Consider the following 22,008-nt stretch of genomic DNA (forward strand, 5'->3'; position numbering starts at 1 on the left):
CCATATAAAGGAGTAATCAGAACAATGCAGTGGACAGGATTAAACGAGCTCAGAGAAAAATTTCTTGAGTTTTTCGAGTCAAAGGGATGTCTCAGACTTCCCAGCTTTTCCCTTGTTCCCAAGGACGACAACAGCCTTCTGCTTATCAACAGCGGAATGGCGCCGATGAAGAAGTACTTTACAGGCGAGGTAACACCGCCGCGCAAGCGCGTTACCACCTGCCAGAAGTGTATCCGCACGCCCGATATCGAGCGCGTAGGTATCACAGCCCGTCACGGCACCTTCTTTGAGATGCTGGGCAACTTCTCCTTCGGCGACTATTTCAAGCGCGAGGCGACCGCGTGGGCGTGGGAATTCTTCACCAAGGTGCTCGAAATGCCCGAGGAAAAGCTCTATGTTTCCATTTATCAGGACGACGACGAGGCATACGACATCTGGACAAAGGAAGTCGGCGTAGATCCCTCACACATGGTTCGTCTCGGCAAGGAGGACAACTTCTGGGAGCACGGCTCAGGTCCCTGCGGTCCCTGCTCCGAAATCTACTTTGACCGCGGCGACGAACACGGCTGCGGCAAGCCCGATTGTCACGTCGGCTGCGAGTGCGACCGCTTTGTTGAGGTCTGGAACCTCGTATTTACCCAGTTCGAGAACGACGGCAACGGCAACTACACTCCTCTCGACCACCCGAACATCGATACGGGCATGGGTCTTGAGCGTCTCGCCTGCGTAATGCAGGGCGTTGACAACCTCTTCCTTGTCGATACCGTTCAGAATATCATGAAACACATCTCCGAGATCACGGGAGTTGAGTACGGCAAGGACGCCAAGAGCGACATCTCGCTCCGCGTTATCACCGACCATATCCGCAGCACCACATTCATGATCGGCGACGGTGTTATGCCTTCCAACGAGGGCAAGGGCTATGTTCTCCGCCGTCTGCTCAGACGCGCTGCGCGTCACGGCAGGCTTTTAGGCTACCACGAGCCCTTCCTCTACAAGGTATGTGACACCGTTATCAGGGAAAATCTCACCGCTTATCCCGAGCTCAAGGAGAAGCAGGAGTTCATCACAAAGGTTATCCGCGTCGAGGAGGAGAGCTTCGCCAAGACGATCGACCAGGGCTTCAGAATGCTCAATAACCTGATCGAGAACAAGGAAATCAAGAAGATCAGCGGCGAGGACGCATTCAAGCTCAACGACACCTACGGCTTCCCGATCGACCTGACCCGCGAGATTCTCGGCGAGCAGGGCATCGAGGTCGACGTTAACCGCTTCCAGGAGCTCCTCAAGGAACAGAAGAAGCGTTCGCGCGACGCGAGAAAGAACGCCGGCGCTGACGCGTGGATCTCCGATTCCACCGACCTCTCCGATATTCCCGCGACCAACTTCGTCGGCTACACAGACCTTACCGCTCAGTCAAAGATTCTCGCAATCATCAAGGGCGGCGAGCGCGTCGAGACCGCAGGCGAGGGCGAGAGCGTAGCGCTCGTTCTCGACACCACTCCGTTCTACGCTGAGAGCGGCGGACAGGTAGGTGACACCGGTGTTATCGGCGGCGAAGGCTTTGAGGTCGAGGTTGATAACACCACAAAGGATGCCTCCGGCAAAATCTTTATCCACTCCTGCCTTATCAAGGAGGGCGGCGTAGCGGTAGGCGAGAGTGTTACCGCATCGGTAGACTCAGACAGACGCGCCGATATCATGCGAAACCACACCGCTGCACACCTGCTCCAGTCGGCTCTCCGCGAGGTGCTCGGCAACCACGTTCAGCAGGCTGGTCAGCTTGTAAACGACACTATTCTCCGCTTTGACTTCACTCACTTTGAGGCGCTCACAGCCAAGGAGCTGATGGACGTCGAGGAGCTTGTTAACAGGAAGATTTTTGAGGCTATCGAGGTAAATACCCGCGAGATGCCTATTGAAGAAGCCAAGAAGCTCGGCGCTATGGCTCTGTTCGGCGAGAAATACGGCGACGTTGTCCGCGTTGTAAGCGCAGGCGACTTCTCTGTAGAGTTCTGCGGCGGTACTCACGTAAAGAATACCGCGAACCTCGGTCTGTTCAAGATCCGCCAGGAGGGTTCCGTTGCGGCGGGCGTAAGAAGAATTGAGGCGCTCACAGGCAACGGCGTTATCCGCTATATCAACAACGCCAACGCCTTGATAATGGGCACTGCACAGATTCTCAAGTCCAACCCCAAGGCTCTTATCGACGGCGCTCGCCGCGCTGAACAGCTGATCAAGTCTCAGGCAAAGGAGATCGCAGACCTCAACGCGAAGCTCGCTTCTTCTCAGCTCGACGAATTCTTCGTAAACGCCGCTGATGTCAACGGCGTAAAGATCGTCACAGGCTTTGTCAAGGGCGCGAACGCCGATCTGCTCCGCGATATGTGCGCGCGCGCAAAGGATAAGGAGAGCTCGGTAGTAGTCGTGATCGCCACCGCGAACGAGGGCAAGGTCACCTTTGCTGCGGGCTGCGGCAAGGACGCGCTCGCAAAGGGCGCGAATGCCGGAAAGATTGTCAGAGCGGTCGCTCAGGCGGCAGGCGGCAACGGCGGCGGCAAGCCTGACATGGCAATGGCGGGAGCCAAGGACGAGAGCAAGATAACAGAAGCGCTCGCTGTGGTTAAAGATACGGTTTTATCCATGCTGAAATAATGCCCGGAATAAAATATTCCGCGTTAGCATACATATTAGTGTTAAAAACTTACAATTCTGAGAACAGATAATTGTGAATTTATCCAGTTAAAAAATTTGAAAAAGTATTGAAGTTTTGTAACTTTTATTGTATAATTATTGTACTGAGATTTAAAAATTCTCGGATGAACGATCAATTTTAGGAGGAGATCAAAAAATGTTCAAGAAAATTGCAAGCATTCTTCTTGCAGCAATTATGGTTGGCAGCACCGCTGTCGTAGCCGCAAGCGCTGCTGAAGCTGACAACGCTGTTGCTGCTGCAGACGATTCCGCTGTAGCTGCCGCTGACGATTCTGCCGTTGCTGCTGCAGACGATTCTGCTGTAGCCGCTGGAGATGATTCTACTGTTGGCGCAGGCAACAAGATTTACTTTGAAGTTAACCCCGACCTGTGGAAGAACTTCAAGACAGTTACCCTTTATCTTTATCCCCACGGCGGCGACGCTCTTATCACTTGGGGTTCCAAGAAGGGTAACATGAAAGACGAAGGCGGCAATAAGTGGTCTTTCGACTTCGACGCTAAGGACATCGAGATCGAGTCCGGTAAGCAGTACGGTATGATTTTCACCGGCGACTGGGGCGTTCAGACCTGCGACATTATCTGGGATTCCAGCGTAATGGGCGACACCGCATATTGCACAGGCGATCAGGTTGAGAACAACGTAGACTCTAACAAGAAGAGCTACTATGTAAAGTGGAAGAACGCTGACGCTTCCAAGTATGCTCCGCCCGTATGCATTACCTCTATCGGTAACATCATCGGTGAGGCTCTCTGGTCAGGCACAACCTACTATGACATGCTCGTAAACTTCATTAAGTCCGACGGTTCCGACGGTCTTTCCAACGCTCTCAAGTACAACGGCAAGAATGCTCAGCAGACTCTTGACGATATCGCTAAGCAGTGGGGTCTCAGCCAGGACGACATCGAGAAGGCTATCAAGGAAGCAGGCAAAGAAGGTCAGGTAGACTGGAAGAAGTCCAATTCTTCCGCTTCTGAGAGCTCCGGCTCCGGTTCCGGCGGTTCCTCAAGCTCCGGCGGTTCCTCAAGCTCAAGCTCAGGTTCTTCCTCAAGCTCCTCTTCCTCCAAGACCTCAGGTACAGGTTCTGTAACCTCCGGTGAGGGCGACACTCTTATCTTCCTCTTCGGCGGCATCATGCTTGCTGCTGCAGGCGTAGTATTCCTCGCAAGAAAGAGAAGAGAGGACTAATTCAAAACTGAATTATGTTGAAATAAAGGGAATGGTCCGCCATTCCCTTTTATTTTTCAAAAAGTTTAAAATATCCCTTGACAAATGCATCTGTATTTGATATAATCTTAATGTTGCATCGGGATGTAGCGCAGTTTGGTAGCGCACACGTCTGGGGGGCGTGGAGTCGCAAGTTCAAGTCTTGTCATCCCGACCAAATAGAGCAGTTTTCGGACTGCTCTTTTTCTTTTGCCATCTTTACTCAAAACACCTAAAATCGGCTTGAACAGTGATTTACTGAGCATTATTAAAGTTAAGTTATCTTTAATAGAACAGCAAACATATCTTGCGCTGATAAACATATGGTGCTGTAAAGTGAATAAAAGCGTGTTGACTTTAATGCCGTACTTTTCGGCAAACTCCTTTTGCTCGTCGGTAGGCGTGAAATCCAAATTCTTTAAGGCGTTAATGATTTCATTGCCTGTAGCACCGTATGGCATTTTATCTCCGTCCATAATGTTGCGAGAGATTTTGAATTCTTCTTACTTTAAGCGGTGAAAAACAAAAGTTTTTTGTCCACTTTTTTTCAAAAAAGTGGGCGGGGTCAAGGGGCGGCAGCCCCTTGGCGGGATTTTAAAGGGTGCAACCCTTTAACTCCCCAAAATTCAAAACAAAATTTGCGTAAGCAAATTTTGGCAATTTTTTTAAATACTAAATCAAACAGTAATTTTAAAAAATCAAACAGTAATTTCAAAAAATATCTTGAAAAAATACGGAATATATTATATAATCAATCATTGTGAGAAGGGGTTTGAGTTTCAGAGTCCCTCCAAAGCGATTTTTACGAACCACTCATTAAAGAGTTAAGGCATACGGACAGCCGGGTTCACTGCCGATTGGTGGGTTTATCCACTTTATTGATTTTATACTTTCGTTTTGATAAGTCGGTTGTCGGATAATCAATGCAGAATATCCTGTTATACAGACTTATGAAACGGTCAATAAGAGTAGTAAAAGTATTTGTTGCTATATAGGCTCTGCGTACCCTTTTATCTGATGATGTGTGGTTATCGGTTTTCCGAAAAAGAATTTTTTCGGGTATTTATGGCAATCACGAATATCACCGAAAACATTTACGCAAGCTGTCTGTTGGGTCAGTTTGCGTTTTTTTGTGCTGAGGTTTATTATGGGAGAAGAAAGAAAACTTAATCAAAATCATGCCCCTATTTATGAGGCACTGGAAAATTTTCGTAAGATGCGTGTTGTGCCGTTCGATGTTCCCGGACACAAACACGGCAGGGGAAATCCTGAACTGACTGAATTTCTGGGAAAACAATGTGTAAGTATTGATGTCAACAGCATGAAACCGCTGGATAACCTTTGTCACCCTGTTTCTGTCATCAAAGAGGCAGAACTGCTTTGTGCGGACGCATTCGGTGCTTATCATGCTTTTCTGATGGTAGGCGGAACAACCAGTTCCGTACAGAGTATGGTGTTATCGGTCTGTAAGCGTGGCGATAAAATCATACTGCCACGGAATGTTCACCGCAGTGTGATTAATGCGTTGGTGCTTTGCGGTGCAATTCCTGTTTATGTCAATCCCGAAGTGGATACAAAGTTAGGAATATCTCTTGGTATGAAAAGGGAACAGGTAGCCAAAGCGATTGAAGAAAATCCCGATGCGGTTGCGGTTTTAGTCAACAATCCCACCTATTACGGAATATGCAGTGATATGAAAGCGATTGTTGCCATGGCACACAAGGCAGGTATGTATTGTCTTGCTGATGAAGCACACGGAACACATTTCTATTTTGGTGAAAATATGCCGATATCTGCGATGAAAGCGGGAGCAGATATGGCTTCTGTTTCCATGCACAAAAGCGGAGGAAGTCTTACACAGTCCAGTCTTTTGCTGATGGGAAAGAATGTCAATGCAGGACACGTCCGTCAGATTATCAACCTGACACAGACAACATCAGGAAGTTATTTACTGATGTCCAGTCTGGATATCAGCAGACGTAATTTAGTACTGCGTGGCAGGAAAGTCTTTGCCAAAGTAGTAAATATGGCGGAATATGCCCGTGAGGAAATCAATGCCATAGGAGGCTATTACGCTTTCGGAAAAGAACTCATCAACGGTAATTCCGTTTTTGACTTTGACCCGACAAAACTGAGTGTTCATACCAGAGATATCGGTCTGGCAGGCATTGAAGTCTATGACATTCTGCGTGATGAATACGATATTCAGATAGAATTCGGTGATATCGGCAATATACTGGCATATCTTTCCATAGGCGACCGCAGACAGGAACTGGAAAGACTGGTAAGTGCATTGGCAGAGATAAGACGCAGATATCAGAAAGACAGCAGTGGTCTGCTCAGTCAGGAATATATCGACCCCGAAGTGGTAACCAGTCCGCAGGAAGCCTTTTATGCCAAAAAGCACAGTGTTCCTCTCAGAGAAAGTGTTGGTTGTATATGCAGTGAATTTGTCATGTGCTATCCTCCCGGTATTCCGATTTTAGCCCCGGGAGAACGCATTACGCCCGAAATTCTTGACTATATTGAATATGCCAAATTAAAGGGCTGTTCCATGACAGGACCTGAAGACCCTGATATCTTAAATCTGAATGTTTTGGTGTAAGGAGTGTTTTTATGGAATTATGGTTCAGTGAGTTTCATGCTCCCGATGTCAAGCACAGTATCAAAGTAAAACGACATCTTTATTCGGAAACAAGTGACTATCAGCAGATTGATATTTTTGAAACCTTTGAGTTCGGACGTGTTCTTGCTCTGGACGGCAATGTTATGCTGACAGAACGTGATGAGTTTATCTATGACGAAATGATTACTCATGTTCCTATGTCGGTTCACCCGAATATCAGAGATATTCTGATTATCGGTGTGGGCGATGGCGGTGTTGTGGGACAGCTGACACGGTATAAAACGGTAGAACGCATAGACCTTGTGGAAATGGATCCATTGGTTCTTGACGCTTGCCGAAAATATCTGCCTGAAAATTCCAGTCAGCTCAACGACAGCCGTGTCAATATTTATTTTGACAATGCCCTGCGGTTTATCCGCCGTTGTAAGGAAGAATATGATTTGATTATTGTGGACTCTCCCGACCCTTTCGGCCCCTCAGAAGGCTTTTTTACCAGAGAATTTTATGGTATCTGTTACAATGCTCTGAAAAGTGACGGTATTATGGTAAATCAGCAGGGAAGTCCGTTTTATAAACACGATGCAGAAGCAATGAAAAGAAGTCATAAAAGAATTGCCAGCACATTTCCTGTCAGCAGGGTCTATCAGGCACATATTCCCACCTATGCGGCAGGATACTGGCTTTTCGGGTTTGCCAGCAAAAAGTATCACCCTATTGACGATTTGAATGTGGAAAAATGGCTGGCACTTCATCTGACAACCCAGTATTATACCACAAAACTGCATATCGGGTCTTTTTATCTGCCCGCATTTTTAGAGAGAATGTTGGAGGAGGTGGAACAGTCATGCTGAAACCCAATATTGAAAGTTTTATCGGCTGTGACAGTGATTATGAAAATGCCGATATTGTTCTTTTCGGAACGCCGTTTGATTCGACAACCAGTTTTCGTCCGGGAGCAAGGTTTGGTTGTTCGGCAATACGGCACGAAAGTTTCGGACTGGAAACATTCAGTCCTTATCAGAACAAGGATTTGACAGACTGCCGTATATTTGACAGCGGTGATTTGGAATTATGTTTCGGAAAAGCGGAACTGGCTTTGCAGGATATTGAAGACCGTGCGTCAGAGATTCTAAAAGATAACAAACTGCCTGTTATGATAGGCGGAGAACATTTGGTAACACTGGGTAGTGTGAGAGCAGTATACCGAAAATATCCTGATTTGCACATTATCCATTTTGATGCACACGCTGATTTACGCAACGATTATTTAGGAGCAGAATTAAGTCATGCCTGTGTCATGCGACGCTGTCATGATTTGTTGGGCGATAACAGAATTCATCAGTTCTGTATAAGAAGCGGAGAAAAAGCGGAATTTGTCTTTGCCGAAAAACATACAGATATTCATTTGTTTTCTTTTGACGGTCTTGACGAAGTGGTGGAATATTTGCAACAGTCACAGATACCCGTCTATTTTACGATTGATTTGGACTGTTTAGACCCGTCAGTTTTTTCGGGAACAGGTACACCCGAAGCAGGCGGTGTACCGTTCAGTCAGTTGCTGACAGCGTTAATCAAAGTCAGCAGAACCAACATTGTGGGAGCAGATATCAATGAGTTAGCCCCTATGTTAGACAGTAGCGGTGTATCAACAGCAGTTGCCTGTAAAGTTCTGCGGGAATTGCTGTTGGCTGTCAGTCACTGATATTCAGAATAAAGGAGATTATGTTAATATGAGCAGAGTTTTAGTAATAGGTTGTGGGGGAGTAGCGTCTGTTGCAATACAGAAGTGTTGTCAGGCGAGTGAAGTATTTCAGGAACTGTGTATTGCCAGCCGAACCAAGGCAAAATGCGACAGTCTTGCCGAAAAACTTTCCAAAAAAACAAAAACCAGAATTACCACTGCACAGGTTGATGCCGATGACGTTCAGCAGGTTATCCATCTTATCAATGACTATAAGCCCGATTTGGTAATGAATATCGCTTTACCCTATCAGGATCTTACCATTATGGACGCTTGTCTTGCCTGCAAAGTCAACTATATGGATACCGCCAATTATGAACCCGAAGATACAGACGCCCCCGAATGGCGTGCCGTTTACGAAAAGCGTTGTCAGGAAAAAGGATTTTCCGCTTATTTTGATTACAGCTGGCAGTGGAATTATCGTGAAAAATTTGAGAAAGCAGGACTTACCGCTTTACTGGGCTGCGGTTTCGACCCCGGTGTAACACAGGCATATTGTGCCTATGCCTTGAAACATGAATTTGATACCATTGATACCATTGATATTTTAGACTGTAACGGCGGTGACCATGGTTATCCGTTTGCGACAAACTTCAATCCCGAAGTCAATCTGCGTGAAGTTTCCGCCCCCGGAAGTTACTGGGAAAACGGACACTGGGTAGAAATTCCGCCAATGAGTATCAGACGGGAATATGATTTTGACAGTGTAGGCAAAAAGGATATGTACCTTTTACATCATGAAGAAATTGAATCCCTTGCCGAGAACATTCCCGATGTACAGAGAATCCGTTTCTTTATGACTTTCGGACAGAGTTATCTTACCCATATGAAATGTCTGGAAAATGTGGGTATGTTATCCACAACACCTGTGCTTTTTGAGGGTAAGGAAATCGTTCCCATAAAATTTCTGAAAGCCTTATTGCCCGACCCCGCAACACTGGGTGAAAGAACTCACGGCAAAACCAATATCGGCTGTATTTTCACAGGAAAGAAAGACGGCAGGAAAAAGATTTATTCCATTTATAATGTCTGTGACCATCAGGAATGTTATCAGGAAGTCGGCAGTCAGGCAATAAGTTATACCACAGGTGTTCCAGCCATGTGCGGTGCTTTGATGTTGCTCAGCGGAAAATGGAATATGACAGGTGTGCATACTGTGGAAGAATTTGACCCCGACCCGTTTCTGGAAGCACTTTGTCAGTACGGTCTGCCTTACAGAGAAAATCACAGTCCCGAAATAGTTGACTGACGGAGGAGAAAGTATTGTCTGAATATTTAGCAGATAGCCGTAAGGTGTTTTCGGCACTGGACGGAGAAGACCCTATAACTTTATTTTCCGCTTTAAAGACCCCGTGTTATATTATTGACGAGGTACAGTTGCGGAAAAACGGTGAAATTCTCTGTAAGGTAGCAGAAAACACGGGCTGTAAAATATTGCTGGCACAGAAAGCCTTTTCCAATTATAATTTTTATCCTTTATTGGCGGAATATCTGTCGGGAACAGAAGCAAGCGGTCTTTTTGAAGCAAGACTGGGTTATGAAGAAATGCCTGATAAAGAAGTCCATGTTTTTTGCGGAGCTTACCGTGAAGACGAATTTGACGAACTGTTGCAATATGCCGACCACATTGTTTTTAATTCCCCTCATCAGCTGAAAAAGTTCGGCTTTTCGGCAAAGGAAAAAGGAAAAAGTATCGGGTTAAGAATTAATCCTGAATTTTCCACACAGGACGGACACGGGATATATGACCCTTGTGCATATGGCAGTCGTCTGGGAACAACACGCTGTCAGTGGGATACAGAAATGACTTCTGAACTTGTGGCTTTACTGGACGGTCTGCATTTTCATACATTATGTGAACAGAACGCTGACGATTTAGTCAGAACGGTAACCGCTGTAGAAAACAGGTTCGGGGATATTCTGCCCAAAATGAAGTGGCTCAATATGGGCGGAGGACATCACATTACCCGATGGGATTATGCTATTTCTTTACTGGAACGGTGTATTACCGATGTACAGAAAAAATGGAATGTGCAGGTTTATCTTGAACCGGGTGAGGCAGTTGCTCTGAATGCGGGATATCTTGCGACAAGAGTACTGGATATTGTGCAAAGCGGAGATATCTGCAATTCCATACTTGATGTCAGTGCCAGCTGTCATATGCCTGACGTTATCGAAATGCCCTATACACCGCCGTTGTATGGTGCTATGGCAGAAAAATCGGCACATTGTTACCGTCTTACCTGTCCTACCTGTCTTGCGGGTGATGTTATCGGCGACTATTATTTTGGTAAAGATTTGCATATCGGTGATATGTTGCTGTTCGGAGATATGGCAATTTACTCTACTTGTAAGAACAACACATTCAACGGTATGCCCTTGCCGAACATTTTCCGACTGAATGAAAACAGAATGTGCCGTCAGATTACGGATTTTGATTATTATGACTTCAAAATGAGATTGGGCAGCAAAAAATATTCATCGTCGGCTCGATGAGAATATATCATTTTCTGACAATAAATGGAGAGATATCATGATAAATATTTTTTACCGTATAGTGGGCAGTAAACGAGTTGCCCTGATACTGGATTGTATAGGCATTGCTTTTGGAGCTGTTATTGCCGCTTTTGCTATAGAAGAATTCTTGGTGCCGTGTACGATTCTTGACGGCGGAGTTGTAGGTATCGGTATTATGATTAACAGTCTTGCTCATATACCACTTGGCATTTTGACGATTGTCTTTAATATTCCGTTTTTGGCTGTCGGTTCTCGTCAGTTGGGAAAGCTGTTTATTGTCAAGTCAGCGTTCGGCATGACAGTATTTTCCACATTTTTACAGATATTTGCTCCATTAAGAAATGTTACCAATGTTCTCGGCGTCGTTCGTCTGGACGAGGCTCGAAAACACAAAACCAAAGCAAAAGAAATCCTTGCCGATATCCCGGATGATACCGACAAGGAAACTTTGAAATCTCTAAAACAAACCGCTAATGCTGAAAAGCAGGAATACAGCCAACTGAAGAAGCTGCGCTGGTCATTACTCACCAATGGAGATAAACTCTCCGGAAGTAAAACCGAACACTTGCAATCTATACTAATGTCTACTGAATAAATGCAACTTTCAAACTTCGGAAAAGCAACGATAACATCTCCGCCCTCAGCTTCTCAATCTTTCTCAGGTTGAGGAGCAGGACGGACATAGCGATGCTGTGGCAAGTTGTTTCCTTCAATCTTGTCACGATCATACCCATACCGCATTTGCGTTTGGCGAGGCTGAATTTGCGCTCAACCTCGACACGCTCGCATTCGTCGATGTAATTCTGTTTTTTGTCAATCTCAGTGTCCTTTTTCGGTCTGCCGAGAGCCGCTCCCGAAAGTCTGATGTTATGCTGCTTACAGAAACTCAAATTATCTCGGTTTCGATAGATTTTATCCGCAAGAATGCGTTCGGGATAATGCCCTGTGCGCTCTTTGTATCGCTCAATCATATCCTGCAAACCGGTTGATTCGTTGTACGCGTCAAAACTATGGCGTTCCAATCGCGTCCATCCGCCACAGACACTGATGTCGAGCTTTACACCGAACTCAACCTTAGCTTTGGCTTTTCCTCTTACTATCGGGCGAAGCCACGGTTGGCTCAGATTGACAACTCTGTCTTTAACGCTGTGAGTATGATTGTCATACATCTCTTTTTGCTGATTGTAAATTGTTTGGATTGTGGAAAACTTTTCTTTGAATTTTATCGGGATTTCCTTTCCCGAAGAAAGCATTTTTTCAATACTGCCTATGTTTCTTTTGAGATAGCCAAGCTGCTTGCCGATTGCTTTGCGTGTTTGTTTTGCTTTAGGCTTGCGGCTGCGGGAGTATGACGTGTAGTCCTTATGCGCCTTTTTGCGATAAGTACGCGGCTTTTGCTCACCCTTCACATGCAGTTCGTCGATGATTTTCTCACTGCACTCACGCGCTTTGTTGAGCAAGGATACGTCCTGAGGGTAGGAAATCTGTGACGGTGCGCAGGTGGCGTCAACTATCATTGTTCCGCTGTTCTTGTCATCATCATCGGAATCGTCAGATTCTTCTTTGGTTTCTTTCTCAATCTTCGCCTGCTCTGCCGCGATAATCATTTCGTTGATTTCTCCGATGATTTCAGGAGTCAAGCGCTTGCGGAAATATACCATCATGGACGAATCGAACGGCGGCTTGCTGTCGTCAAAGGCTTTGTAGCCGCAGAAGTACTGAAGATATGGATTCTCCTGAATCTGAAGCGGGATTTCGGCGTCGGAGTAGCCGTACTCCGCCTGAATAATTCTCGCGCCGAGACCGAGGCGAAGAGATTTCGCAACATTACCTTTCTTATTTGAGAACAGCTTTGCGTATTTCTTCTCAATTTCTATCCACGGAATCGTCTGTGCACGCTTCACCCAGCGGTTACTATTTTTCAGATTCATGCCAACCGGCTGCCCGAAATCCTCTAAACTTATCTGTCCGTTGTCGAATTTATACATCCCATTCATCTCCAAATGCAAGCTTTTTGCGGCTTTTCCGCTCTTTTCCTTGCATTTATTATACCACATTTTCGCTGTTTTGTCAGTATTTATCGGAGGTTTTGGGTTATTCAGTTTACATTATACTACAAGATCACCATGACCTTGCGGTTTGCTATGCCATGAAAGAGGAGATATGCCGACTGTATACTTTGAAAGATTATGATGAGGCTGTTAAAAGTTGGACTGATTGGTTTGTAGCCGCTAAGGAAAGTGAAATACCTGCATTGGTCAAGTTTGCGGAACAAAAGGAAAAACGACTTCCCGGTCTGGCCGCTCACGCTATCTATCCCATCAGCACCGGTAAGCTTGAAGGTTTCAACAACAAGATTACTCCGTCTTATCCGCAATGTTGTAAATATTCATATCCTCATGCGCAGCAGCCTTTAATTTGTCTGAATGAAGAATAATATGACCCAGCTCATGCGCCGCGACGATTTTGCGCTCTGCAGGGCGCAGATTCTCATTGATCGCGATAAACTTGATGCCGTGAATGATGACACAATACCCCTTCAAATGCTCCAGATTGCTGGACTCGCAGTGGATATCAAGCGCATCCATCAGTTCGAACGGATCGGAAGTGTTATACTTCTCGATGAGTTCCTCAACACATGCGTAAATATAGTTCTTTTTCATTTTGTTCTTTACCTCTTGATTGCAAATAATTGTTCAAAAAATGGATTTCGAGATTCAAAAAATGACGAAAAAAGCTACTCGCCTATCATCATTATACAAAAACAGATGTGTCATAAAAAGGACACTGCTCTGACATTCCTCTGTTTTTATGTCTTTTGAATGCTTTTTTTCATTTACAATCCGGCGAGGTTTATTGCTCGTCTTCGCGGTCTTTTATAATTTGCCTTGCTTTCATGTAGAGCGTCTGAAGCTCATAAATGAAGGCAAGCTGCTCTTCGTCAGATAATTTTCCGCCTGCAAATAAAGCAGAAGCGTGAGCGAGGATTTCCTTCTTATCCTCTTCCGTGAGTTCTGTTTCCTCTTTTTCGCCGTAAATCAGATAGTCGACCGATATATCCAAAACATCGGCAAGCCGTTGAGAAACGTCTATGCGGTTAGGCGTAACATGCCCCAGCTCATAATTCTGAATAGTTCTTCCGGTGATTCCGCAGAGCTTTCCCAGTTCTACACGGGTAAGCTCTTTCTTTTTGCGCGCTTTTAATAATCGTTCGCCGTAACTGCTCATAATTTCACCTCAAATAAAGTAGAAAATATTTTCTCAAACTCCCTATTGACAAAGAAAAGTATTTCTGTTACAATACTGTCAAAAGGAAATCATCTTCCTGTTACAAGCTAATAATTGCACATATGTTTTAATATGTCAAGAAAAATATTTCTTTATAGAGGTGGGATATGAGAAACATACTGCACAGCGATATGAATAACTTTTACGCCTCGGTCGAATGTATGCTGAACCCGTCTCTCAAAGGAAAGCCTGTAGCCGTCTGCGGCAGTGTAGAGGAGCGGCACGGTATCGTATTGGCGAAGAATTATCCTGCCAAAGCATATGCCGTTCAGACAGGAGACCCAAATACCGTTTTGCAGGTTCCGACAGTCAGCGGCAGGGATATCGATTTTACCTACCATTCCGGCTCAGATACCGGTGAAGGCGCTGACGGCTGGGTGCTGCTCACAAGCGATACCACAGGCAGCGACTACGACCTCTATGTGTTCGGCTACAACAAGAAAATGCTTCCCGCAGACGAGACCGTCACCCTGTTTGACAAGGTTCAGCTAAAGAGCTTCATCGACGGCGAGAAAAAAGACGGAGTAACGATCGGCGTTAAGGGCTACGGCATTCAGGGGAATTATCTCAGGGGTACGAACGTGGACTTCACAAAGGCGCACTATTCTGCGGCGGATTTGAATGAAATCTATTCCATCGTCAGGAACAAGGCGGGCATATGAAAGGCGGTCTGCAATGAAAAAGAGAACATTAATCATCATTGTTGCCGCGGCTCTGGTTTTTGCGGCGGCGACGGCAGTCACCGTTTATGCGTATCTGCAAAACACCGTTCAAAAGTCCAACGAGTTCACGATCGGCGAGGATAAGGCAGAGGTAACCGAGGCGTTCACCGAGCCGCCCGAGATGCACATGACCGACACGTTTGAGAAGGTCGTGAGCGTGCAGAATACCGGGACCTCCGAGGAGTTTGTCCGCGTGTACCTCGACTTCTCCGATTCCTACGTCAGGGACAAGGCGAAGATCGTATACACGAAGAACGGAACTCAGACGTCCAAAAGCTGGAGTGAATTTATAAACGATCTGCCGATAGATTGGGCGTATGTATCTGAAAGCGACGCGACCGACGGCGCACTGCTCGGCGGATATTTTTACTACACAAAGAAGCTCGCGGCGGGTCAGACCACACCTCCGCTGATGGAGGGCGTGCAGACGAATTTCGCCGCCTCCGAGGGCGACTCAAACGTCGACAATATCGACGACTTCGACATCGTTGTCTACACCGAGACCGTGCAGACGACGGAGATGGAATATACCGACAGCGACTGGAAGCCCACATGGAGAAGCTTCCTGGATTTGCAGCAGTAATAATTAACGAACATAATCCGAACCTTTTCCTTTCGGGAAAGTGGTTCGGATTTGCTTTTTGCAGCGGAACATTGTAAATGCCAATAATTTAATAATTCTTGACACGATAATCAGAGTTAGATATAATAGCATTACCAAGACAAATACGTCAAAATTTTTTTGTTAAGATAACCTGTTTATTGATCGGAGGATATTGATATGAGAAGTAAAATGCTGATTTTTATTGTTATGCTCGCTGCGGGAGCCATGATGCTCACAGCCTGCGGAGAAGAGAGCAAGGAAAGCTCTGCTACTCAGTCAACCACACAGTCTGCAACCCAGACAACTACGAAGTCAAGCTCCAAGGACGCTTCAAAGTCCGCTGAATCCAAGTCAGATAACAGCAGCTCGGCTTCCGAAAAAAAGGAAAGCAGCGCGGCGTCGGGCAACGAAGGCTCCGGCAATGCAAATCAGGCGGATTCAGATGATTCAAATGAGGGCGGCGGCTCAAATCAGCAGAGTGCAGAGAAGAGAGAAGAGAAATCAGGTGATTCCTCTCAGAGCAGCCCGTCTAAAAAATCCGATACGGAGTCGTCAAAGCAGGAGTCAAAGTCTGCCGAGGACATTCCCGAGCTTCCAACCGATGAATATGAGCTTCCGTTTATTCCTGCGTGATAAATAATCTGTACTCTTTGTTTTTTGAAGAAATTGTCTATTTAAATATGCACAGTTTTCGGGTAAAATGCAGTTATTCCAAAGAAGGGATTGAAGCATTATGACCCAAAAGAAAAGCAAAAACACGTCAATCTATTTTATTACAATCACGGCTCTGATGACCGCGCTTGTATATGTGTTCACGGCGTTTATCAATATCAGATTGCCGATTGCGGCAAACGGAGGATTGATTCACCTCGGAAATGTACCGCTATTTATCGGTGCGATACTTTTCGGACGGCGCGTCGGCGCGATCGCGGGCGGTGTAGGCATGGCGCTGTTTGACCTGCTCTCGGGCTGGACGGTATGGGCGCCGTTTACGCTCGTAACTGTCGGTCTGATGGGCTATGTCGTAGGCTTGATCGCCGAGCGCAAGCCTAAGTTCGGCTGGTACATAGTCGCGATTGCTGCGGCTGCGGTGATAAAAATTATCGGCTACTACATTGCCGAGGCGGTTATTTATCAGAACCTCATCGTTCCGTTCGGCTCGATTCCGGGAAATCTGGTTCAGGTCGGCTGCGCAGCTGTTATCGTACTCGCAGTTATCGTTCCGCTCAGAAAAGCGGTAAACAGAATTATTCCCGCGTATGCAATCTAATAAATCCGCTGTCGGTATCAGCCGGCGGCGGTTTTTCGTTTTAAGCGGGTATTGCAAAAACACCATGCGGATTATATAATATAAACAGGAAGGGGTGAACAAAATGAACAGCGTCGAAACCGTCAGCTACGACGGATATTTTACCCTTCAGTGGCACATCACACACCGCTGCAACCTGCGCTGCTCGCACTGCTACCAGGACGATTATACCGCATATGAGTCTGCGGACGCGCTCGGGAATATCCTTGACCAATATGATGAGCTGCTGAGAAAGTACCGTTTCAAGGGCTATCTTAATATAACGGGCGGCGAGCCGCTGACACACCCCGCGCTGTTTGGAATTCTCGAGGAAGCGGCGAAGAGAAATATCAAAACCGCAGTCCTGACTAACGGCACATTGATTGGCAGGAGAGAGGCGCGGCTGCTGAAATCCTGCGGCGTTTATTATGTACAGGTAAGTCTTGACGGCACCGAAAAGGTGCACGACAGCATTCGCGGAGAAGGCAGCTTCCGCAGGGCGGTCAGCGGAATTCGCGCCCTGCGCAGTGCAGGTGTATTTACGACGGTATCCTTTACCGCACAGCGCGAAAACCTCGGCGAGCTGCCGCGTCTTGCGAGATTTTGCCGCGATATCGGGGTGAATAAGCTCTGGTACGACCGTGTAGTTATTCCCGGGGCAGAGGACATTTCGCACCTTTCCCTGACGACCGATGAATTTATAAAGCTCAGCCGACGTGCCGCGAGGCTCAACGCGAAGGGCATGGTTTCATGCGCGCGCGCCTTGCAGTTCATTCCGTGCAGGCAGAAGGATATCTACCGCTGTACCGCGGGCGACAGGCTGCTGACGGTTCTGGCTGACGGCTCGGTTATGGCGTGCCGCCGCCTGCCGATTGTATCGGGCAACGTGCGCGAGAAAACGCTGATTGATATTTATGAAAACGACCCTGAGCTGATTCGCCTTAGAAGCGTCGGAATTCCCGAAGAATGCGGCGGCTGCGAATATGCCTCACAGTGCACGGGCGGCGCGAAGTGTATATCCTATGCGAGATTTGGCAGGTACGACATTCACGACCCCGACTGTGTATTCCTGAAAAACAAAAAATGAGCATACGCCCGGTGCGGAGCGTATGCTTATTTCTTTATCGGAATATTAATCGTTTGTTTTGATCGCATCGGTCACGGTTGCGGTCTGACCGCTGACCCTGAAACGAATATCGTATCCGCCGTAAGCAAAGCCGTAGCCGCGGCTTTCATCCGTCTGATAACCCGGGCGCGGGTCGTAGGAGAGAGCTTCTCTGAGAGCCGATAGCTGCTTTGAGGTAAAGAGCGAAGCGACGCTTTCGGGTATCTCAACATTCAGCGGCTCTTGCTTATCGGGGCCGTATTCGCCTGTCGCCGCGTCGGACACGCTGTCGGCGAACGGCAGGTATGGCTTGATATCGAGGATCTCCGTGCCGCTCATAAGGTCAGCGCCCGCTACGGTCAGCACGGGGCCGTCCGCGGCGGTCTGCTCCAGCGAGATAAGCCGCACTCTCGTCAGTCCGATGGGATTCGGGCGGTTCGGTGAGCGCGTCGCGAAAACTCCCATTCGCTTGTTGCCGCCAAGCTTCGGCGGGCGGACTGTCGGCGACCATTCGCGCTTGCCCATAGGCTCAAACAGCCAGATGATCCAGAGGTATTCAAATTCCTCTATTCCGCGGAAGGCATCGGGGTTTCGGTATTCCTTTTCCATTATTATGCGCGAGATCAGGTTCTCTGACATTCCGCTCTGACGCGGCAGCCCGAATTTTGTGGGGAAGTCGTTGTATATATGCGCGATAGGTTTCATGCTCATTCTCCGTTCTTGTCGGTTATTTTAATCATACAACAGAATAATGAAAAGTGAAAGAGTTTATTTCAAAAAACACAGTATTTTTTCAAGCTGATTTCATATAGTTTTCACTTTTGGGTTTTATTATATAGTCACGATAAAGATGACGACAGCGAAAGCTGCTAATATAGTCAGGAGGAAAAAACAATGAAAGACTATTTCGACGATTATAATGAAATAAACGATACCCGGATTCCCGAAAGCGATTCCGATGACAGCTTCTCTGCAAAGGAAAGCGCAGACGCTCAGGAGCCTGTTGAGGCTGAGAGTGCATCGGCTCCCGAAGCTCAGGAGTATGAAGAAATCAGCAGCAGCTCAGAGGAAACCAAGTCGGTTCCCGAAAGCTCCTACGAGTGGAACGCGACGGGCAGCGAGTACCGTCATTCATATATCAACGGCAACAACAGCGCGGCTTCTCATAATCCCAACAATTACGAGAACGCCTACAGCACGCATCAGGGCTACGGCTATCAGCAGCCGCAGCACCAGGCTCAGACCCAGTACAACCGCGGATATCAGCAGAACGCCTACAGCGGTTATTCCGCTCCGCGCTACACCTCGCAGCAGCCTCAGCAGCACGCAGCTACTCAGCCCAAGCAGAAGAAAAAGAAAGAGAAGAAGCCCGTTTCACGCGGATTTATCGCGGGAATGCTTTCACTCACGATTCTCGCTTCAGCGGCTCTCGGCTTTGGCGGCGGATATCTCGCGAAGAACCTGAACACGACCACCTCGGGCAATGTGACCATCAATCAGGTTAGCTCGGGCAGCGTTACAAATACCTCCTCGGTTTCGGCGACCACGACCTCGGACATCGTTAAAAAGACAGCCGACAGCGTTGTTGAAATCGCGACAGAGGGTACTGTGACAGGCAGCTTTGCACGCCAGTATGTAACAAAGGGCGCAGGCTCGGGCGTGATCATCTCATCTGACGGCTACATTGTCACGAACCACCACGTAATCGAAAACGCGAATACCATCACCGTTACACTCCGTGACGGCACCACAACCTACGACGCTACCCTGATCGGCAGCGACGCGGACAATGATATCGCGCTTCTTAAGATAGATGCTGAGGGTCTTTCACCCGCGACCTTCGGCGACAGCTCCTCGATCGCAGTCGGCGACTATGTTGTAGCGATCGGCAATCCTCTCGGCACCCTCGGAGGCACCGTAACAGACGGTATCATCTCCGCTCTTGCCCGTGAGGTAACGATTGAGGACAAGAACATGACACTGCTCCAGACCAATGCGCAGATCAGCCCCGGTAACTCAGGCGGCGGCCTCTTCAACGCAAACGGCGAGCTTATCGGCATCGTAAACGCCAAGGACAGCGCGACCGAGGTAGAGGGTATCGCCTTCGCGATTCCCGTGAACAACGTCATCGACGTTATCAAGGATCTGCAGAACTACGGCTATGTAACGGGCAAGATCGATCTGGGAATGGAGTTTGTAGATATCAATTCCAACGACACGGCGTTCTATTACGGCGTCAACGAGCTCGGCTGCTATGTTCTCTCTGTAGGCACAGGCTCCAACGCTGAGAGCGCGGGCTTCAAGCGCGGCGATATGATTACCGCGGTCAACGGAACGACAGTTTCGACCTCAAGCGACATCAGCAAGGCCCTTGAGAACAACAAGGTAGGCGACACTGTCAAGCTGACCGTAAAGCGCAACGGTCAGACTCAGGATATTTCACTGACTCTCGCAGAGTATAAGCCCTCGGCGAAGCTCAATGACAACGCCGGCGGAAGCGGCAATTCCAATTCCGACGACTCCACACAGCGCCGTTCAACCGACGACCTCTGGGAGAGGATTTTCGGTTGGTAACTAATCACAAATGCTATCGACATTTTTATGATAAATTCTCCTTTAACAAAACCGCACCGCCGAGCTTTCGGCGGTGCGGTTTGACATTTGAAGGGTTATTTGTTTTCAGCCATGAACTGCAGCTGCTTGTAAATCATGTTGGCGCACATATATACGTTGCCGCCGCCCATGGTGAGGATAAGGTCGCCTTCCTGAGCGTTCTTGCAGACGTAGTCCGTAATTTCCTCAAAGGTGTCGAGGCATACGGAGTTCGGAACCTTAGCGCCGAGGTCACGCGAGTAGATGTTGTAGGTATTTGTCTCTCTGACGGGCAGGATCTCGGAGATTACCGCGACGTCGGGGATCTTCAGAGCCTCGGCAAAGTCGTCGAGGAGCATCGCGGTACGCGAGAAGGTGTGGGGCTGGAAAACCGCCCAGACCTTGCGGAAGCCCATGTTCATAGCCGCGTTGAGGGTGGCTGTGAGCTCCGTGGGGTGATGCGCGAAGTCGTCGGCGACGGTGATTCCGTCGGGAGTGCCGAGGATTTCAAAGCGGCGGTGAACTCCGCCGAACTTGTGAAGGTTCTCGGAGATCTCGTTCGCTGTAGCGCCGAGGTAGTGAGCCGTCGCCGCTGCCGCGAGAGAGTTGTAGACGTTGTGCTTGCCGGGGACAATCAGTTTCACGTTCGTGAGCTTCTCGCCCTTGTAAAGCAGGTCGTACTGCTCGTGAACACCCTTGTCGGCGCTGAGGTTGACCGCGCGGTAGTCGCAGTTCTCGCCGAAGCCGAAGGTGATCTTATCGAGCTTTACGTCCCTGACGGCGTCGAGGGTGTTCTCGTCGTCGCCGTTGATAACGAGCAGACCAGTGGTCAGCTCAGCGAACTTCTTAAAGGACTTCTTGATGTTGTCGAGGTTCTTGAAGTAGTCGAGGTGGTCGGCGTCGATGTTGAGGATAATCGAGATGAAGGGATTAAGTTCGAGGAAGGTGTCAACGTACTCGCAAGCCTCACAGACGATGATGTCGCTCTGACCTACGTAGCTGTTGCCGCCGATGAAGGGCAGCTTGCCGCCGATGATAGCGGACGGGTCAAAGCCGCTGCCGATAAGTATCTGCGAGAGCATCGCGGTGGTTGTGGTCTTGCCGTGCGTACCCGAAACGGCGATGCTTCTCTTGTAACGTCTTGTAACTACGCCGAGCATAACGCTGCGCTCGATGCAGGGAATACCCTGTTCTGCGGCAGCCTTTCTCTCGGGGTTGGTTTCCTTGATAGCGGCGGAGTAAACAACGAGCTCTGCGCCCTTGATATTCTCCGCGGCGTGACCCATGTAAACGGGAATACCGTAGCTCTTGATGCGGTCGAGGGTCTCGCCCTCGTTCATATCGGAGCCCGAAAGCTCAAAGCCCTCGCTCCTGAGGATCTCGGCGAGAGGGCACATTCCGCTGCCGCCGATTCCGATAAAATGGATTCTTTTTATATGATTCAAAAGCTCATCATAATTCATTCCAAACACTCCCATATCAAATTAATCTACTCTTATTATAAGGCGAAAAACGCGAAAAATAAAGTCCCAAATGCAAATTTCATCAAATCGGTTGCCAAAAGCGCCGCGCAATGTTAGAATATAGTATACTATTGATAAAGGAA

General features: G+C 47.8%; 19 protein-coding genes, 1 tRNA gene and 1 pseudogene. 16 read left to right on the plus strand and 5 right to left on the minus strand.

Translation table 11 applies throughout. The features are described from left to right. Window positions 1–24: 24 nt before the first annotated feature. The 9 genes from alaS (at window position 25) to AB1I49_RS02960 (ending at window position 11,398) form a co-directional block, all read left to right on the plus strand. Window positions 25–2,655 carry an alanine--tRNA ligase gene (alaS, locus tag AB1I49_RS02920; RefSeq protein ID WP_407721335.1) on the plus strand — a complete coding sequence of 877 codons (2,631 nt, stop codon included), beginning with the start codon at window positions 25–27 and terminating at the stop codon, window positions 2,653–2,655. 196 nt (window positions 2,656–2,851) lie between these two features. Beyond that, window positions 2,852–3,901: an LPXTG cell wall anchor domain-containing protein gene (locus AB1I49_RS02925; protein WP_407721337.1), complete on the plus strand. Its 1,050-nt coding sequence runs from the start codon at window positions 2,852–2,854 to the stop codon at window positions 3,899–3,901. 119 nt (window positions 3,902–4,020) lie between these two features. After that, window positions 4,021–4,097 (plus strand) — tRNA-Pro (locus tag AB1I49_RS02930). A gap of 969 nt (window positions 4,098–5,066) precedes the next feature. Then, complete coding sequence (locus AB1I49_RS02935; protein ID WP_092970597.1) at window positions 5,067–6,524, plus strand: aminotransferase class I/II-fold pyridoxal phosphate-dependent enzyme; 1,458 nt, start codon at window positions 5,067–5,069, stop codon at window positions 6,522–6,524. An 11-nt stretch (window positions 6,525–6,535) separates the two neighbouring features. Then, window positions 6,536–7,396, plus strand: coding sequence for a polyamine aminopropyltransferase (gene speE / locus AB1I49_RS02940; protein WP_201428950.1), 861 nt, complete (start codon window positions 6,536–6,538; stop codon window positions 7,394–7,396). Continuing rightward, window positions 7,390–8,247 (plus strand): agmatinase, encoded by an 858-nt coding sequence (gene speB / locus AB1I49_RS02945; protein WP_201428951.1) that lies wholly within the window; start codon window positions 7,390–7,392, stop codon window positions 8,245–8,247. Before speE ends, speB begins: the two co-directional genes overlap by 7 nt. Window positions 8,248–8,275: 28 nt before the next feature. Then, window positions 8,276–9,535, plus strand: a complete 1,260-nt coding sequence (locus AB1I49_RS02950; protein ID WP_407721339.1) for a saccharopine dehydrogenase family protein — start codon at window positions 8,276–8,278, stop codon at window positions 9,533–9,535. A 14-nt stretch (window positions 9,536–9,549) separates the two neighbouring features. Continuing rightward, window positions 9,550–10,782, plus strand: a complete 1,233-nt coding sequence (locus tag AB1I49_RS02955) for a carboxynorspermidine decarboxylase (RefSeq protein WP_407721340.1) — start codon at window positions 9,550–9,552, stop codon at window positions 10,780–10,782. A gap of 37 nt (window positions 10,783–10,819) precedes the next feature. Next, window positions 10,820–11,398 (plus strand): YitT family protein, encoded by a 579-nt coding sequence (locus AB1I49_RS02960; RefSeq protein ID WP_201428952.1) that lies wholly within the window; start codon window positions 10,820–10,822, stop codon window positions 11,396–11,398. On the opposite strand, the gene AB1I49_RS02965 is transcribed toward AB1I49_RS02960, so the two are convergent. Next, the gene (locus AB1I49_RS02965) at window positions 11,388–12,791 is read right to left on the minus strand and encodes an IS5 family transposase (RefSeq protein ID WP_407721341.1); all 1,404 of its coding nucleotides are present in this window, start codon (window positions 12,789–12,791) and stop codon (window positions 11,388–11,390) included. The genes AB1I49_RS02960 and AB1I49_RS02965 overlap by 11 nt on opposite strands. Here AB1I49_RS02965 and AB1I49_RS02970 point away from each other — a divergent pair. Next, the gene (locus AB1I49_RS02970) at window positions 12,695–13,240 is read left to right on the plus strand and encodes a transposase (RefSeq protein WP_407721342.1); all 546 of its coding nucleotides are present in this window, start codon (window positions 12,695–12,697) and stop codon (window positions 13,238–13,240) included. The genes AB1I49_RS02965 and AB1I49_RS02970 overlap by 97 nt on opposite strands. Here the strand turns inward: AB1I49_RS02970 and AB1I49_RS02975 are convergent. After that, on the minus strand, window positions 13,161–13,466 hold the full coding sequence (locus tag AB1I49_RS02975; RefSeq protein ID WP_407721343.1) for an ImmA/IrrE family metallo-endopeptidase: 306 nt from the start codon (window positions 13,464–13,466) through the stop codon (window positions 13,161–13,163). The two genes, AB1I49_RS02970 and AB1I49_RS02975, sit on opposite strands and share 80 nt — an antisense overlap. A 190-nt stretch (window positions 13,467–13,656) precedes the next feature. Next, entirely contained in the window at window positions 13,657–14,031 is a 375-nt protein-coding gene (locus AB1I49_RS02980) for a helix-turn-helix domain-containing protein (protein WP_407721344.1), read from the minus strand. Window positions 14,032–14,198: 167 nt separating this feature from the next. On the opposite strand from AB1I49_RS02980, the pseudogene AB1I49_RS02985 reads away from it, so the two are divergent. The 5 genes and pseudogenes from AB1I49_RS02985 to AB1I49_RS03005 form a co-directional block, all read left to right on the plus strand. Continuing rightward, window positions 14,199–14,372, plus strand: a pseudogene (locus AB1I49_RS02985) (DNA polymerase IV); the annotation flags it as partial. 394 nt (window positions 14,373–14,766) lie between these two features. Beyond that, window positions 14,767–15,396 carry a hypothetical protein gene (locus AB1I49_RS02990; RefSeq protein WP_407721345.1) on the plus strand — a complete coding sequence of 210 codons (630 nt, stop codon included), beginning with the start codon at window positions 14,767–14,769 and terminating at the stop codon, window positions 15,394–15,396. 198 nt (window positions 15,397–15,594) lie between these two features. After that, a complete protein-coding gene (locus AB1I49_RS02995; protein WP_407721346.1) occupies window positions 15,595–16,050 on the plus strand; it encodes a hypothetical protein in 456 nt (151 codons plus the stop codon). A gap of 100 nt (window positions 16,051–16,150) precedes the next feature. After that, complete coding sequence (locus tag AB1I49_RS03000) at window positions 16,151–16,687, plus strand: ECF transporter S component (RefSeq protein ID WP_316611106.1); 537 nt, start codon at window positions 16,151–16,153, stop codon at window positions 16,685–16,687. Between the two features lie 103 nt (window positions 16,688–16,790). Continuing rightward, entirely contained in the window at window positions 16,791–17,792 is a 1,002-nt protein-coding gene (locus tag AB1I49_RS03005; protein ID WP_407721347.1) for a radical SAM/SPASM domain-containing protein, read from the plus strand. A 45-nt stretch (window positions 17,793–17,837) separates the two neighbouring features. On the opposite strand, the gene tsaA is transcribed toward AB1I49_RS03005, so the two are convergent. After that, window positions 17,838–18,515 carry a tRNA (N6-threonylcarbamoyladenosine(37)-N6)-methyltransferase TrmO gene (gene tsaA / locus AB1I49_RS03010; RefSeq protein WP_407721348.1) on the minus strand — a complete coding sequence of 226 codons (678 nt, stop codon included), beginning with the start codon at window positions 18,513–18,515 and terminating at the stop codon, window positions 17,838–17,840. A 189-nt stretch (window positions 18,516–18,704) separates the two neighbouring features. Between tsaA and AB1I49_RS03015 the strand changes: the two genes are divergently transcribed. After that, the gene (locus tag AB1I49_RS03015; RefSeq protein ID WP_407721349.1) at window positions 18,705–20,384 is read left to right on the plus strand and encodes a S1C family serine protease; all 1,680 of its coding nucleotides are present in this window, start codon (window positions 18,705–18,707) and stop codon (window positions 20,382–20,384) included. A 95-nt stretch (window positions 20,385–20,479) separates the two neighbouring features. Here the strand turns inward: AB1I49_RS03015 and murC are convergent, their stop codons facing one another. Next, a complete protein-coding gene (gene murC / locus AB1I49_RS03020; RefSeq protein WP_405317732.1) occupies window positions 20,480–21,865 on the minus strand; it encodes a UDP-N-acetylmuramate--L-alanine ligase in 1,386 nt (461 codons plus the stop codon). Between the last annotated feature and the right edge of the window lie 143 nt (window positions 21,866–22,008).

This window comes from Ruminococcus sp. NATIVEDY160 (assembly GCF_045819885.1).
Lineage (GTDB): Bacteria > Bacillota > Clostridia > Oscillospirales > Acutalibacteraceae > Ruminococcoides.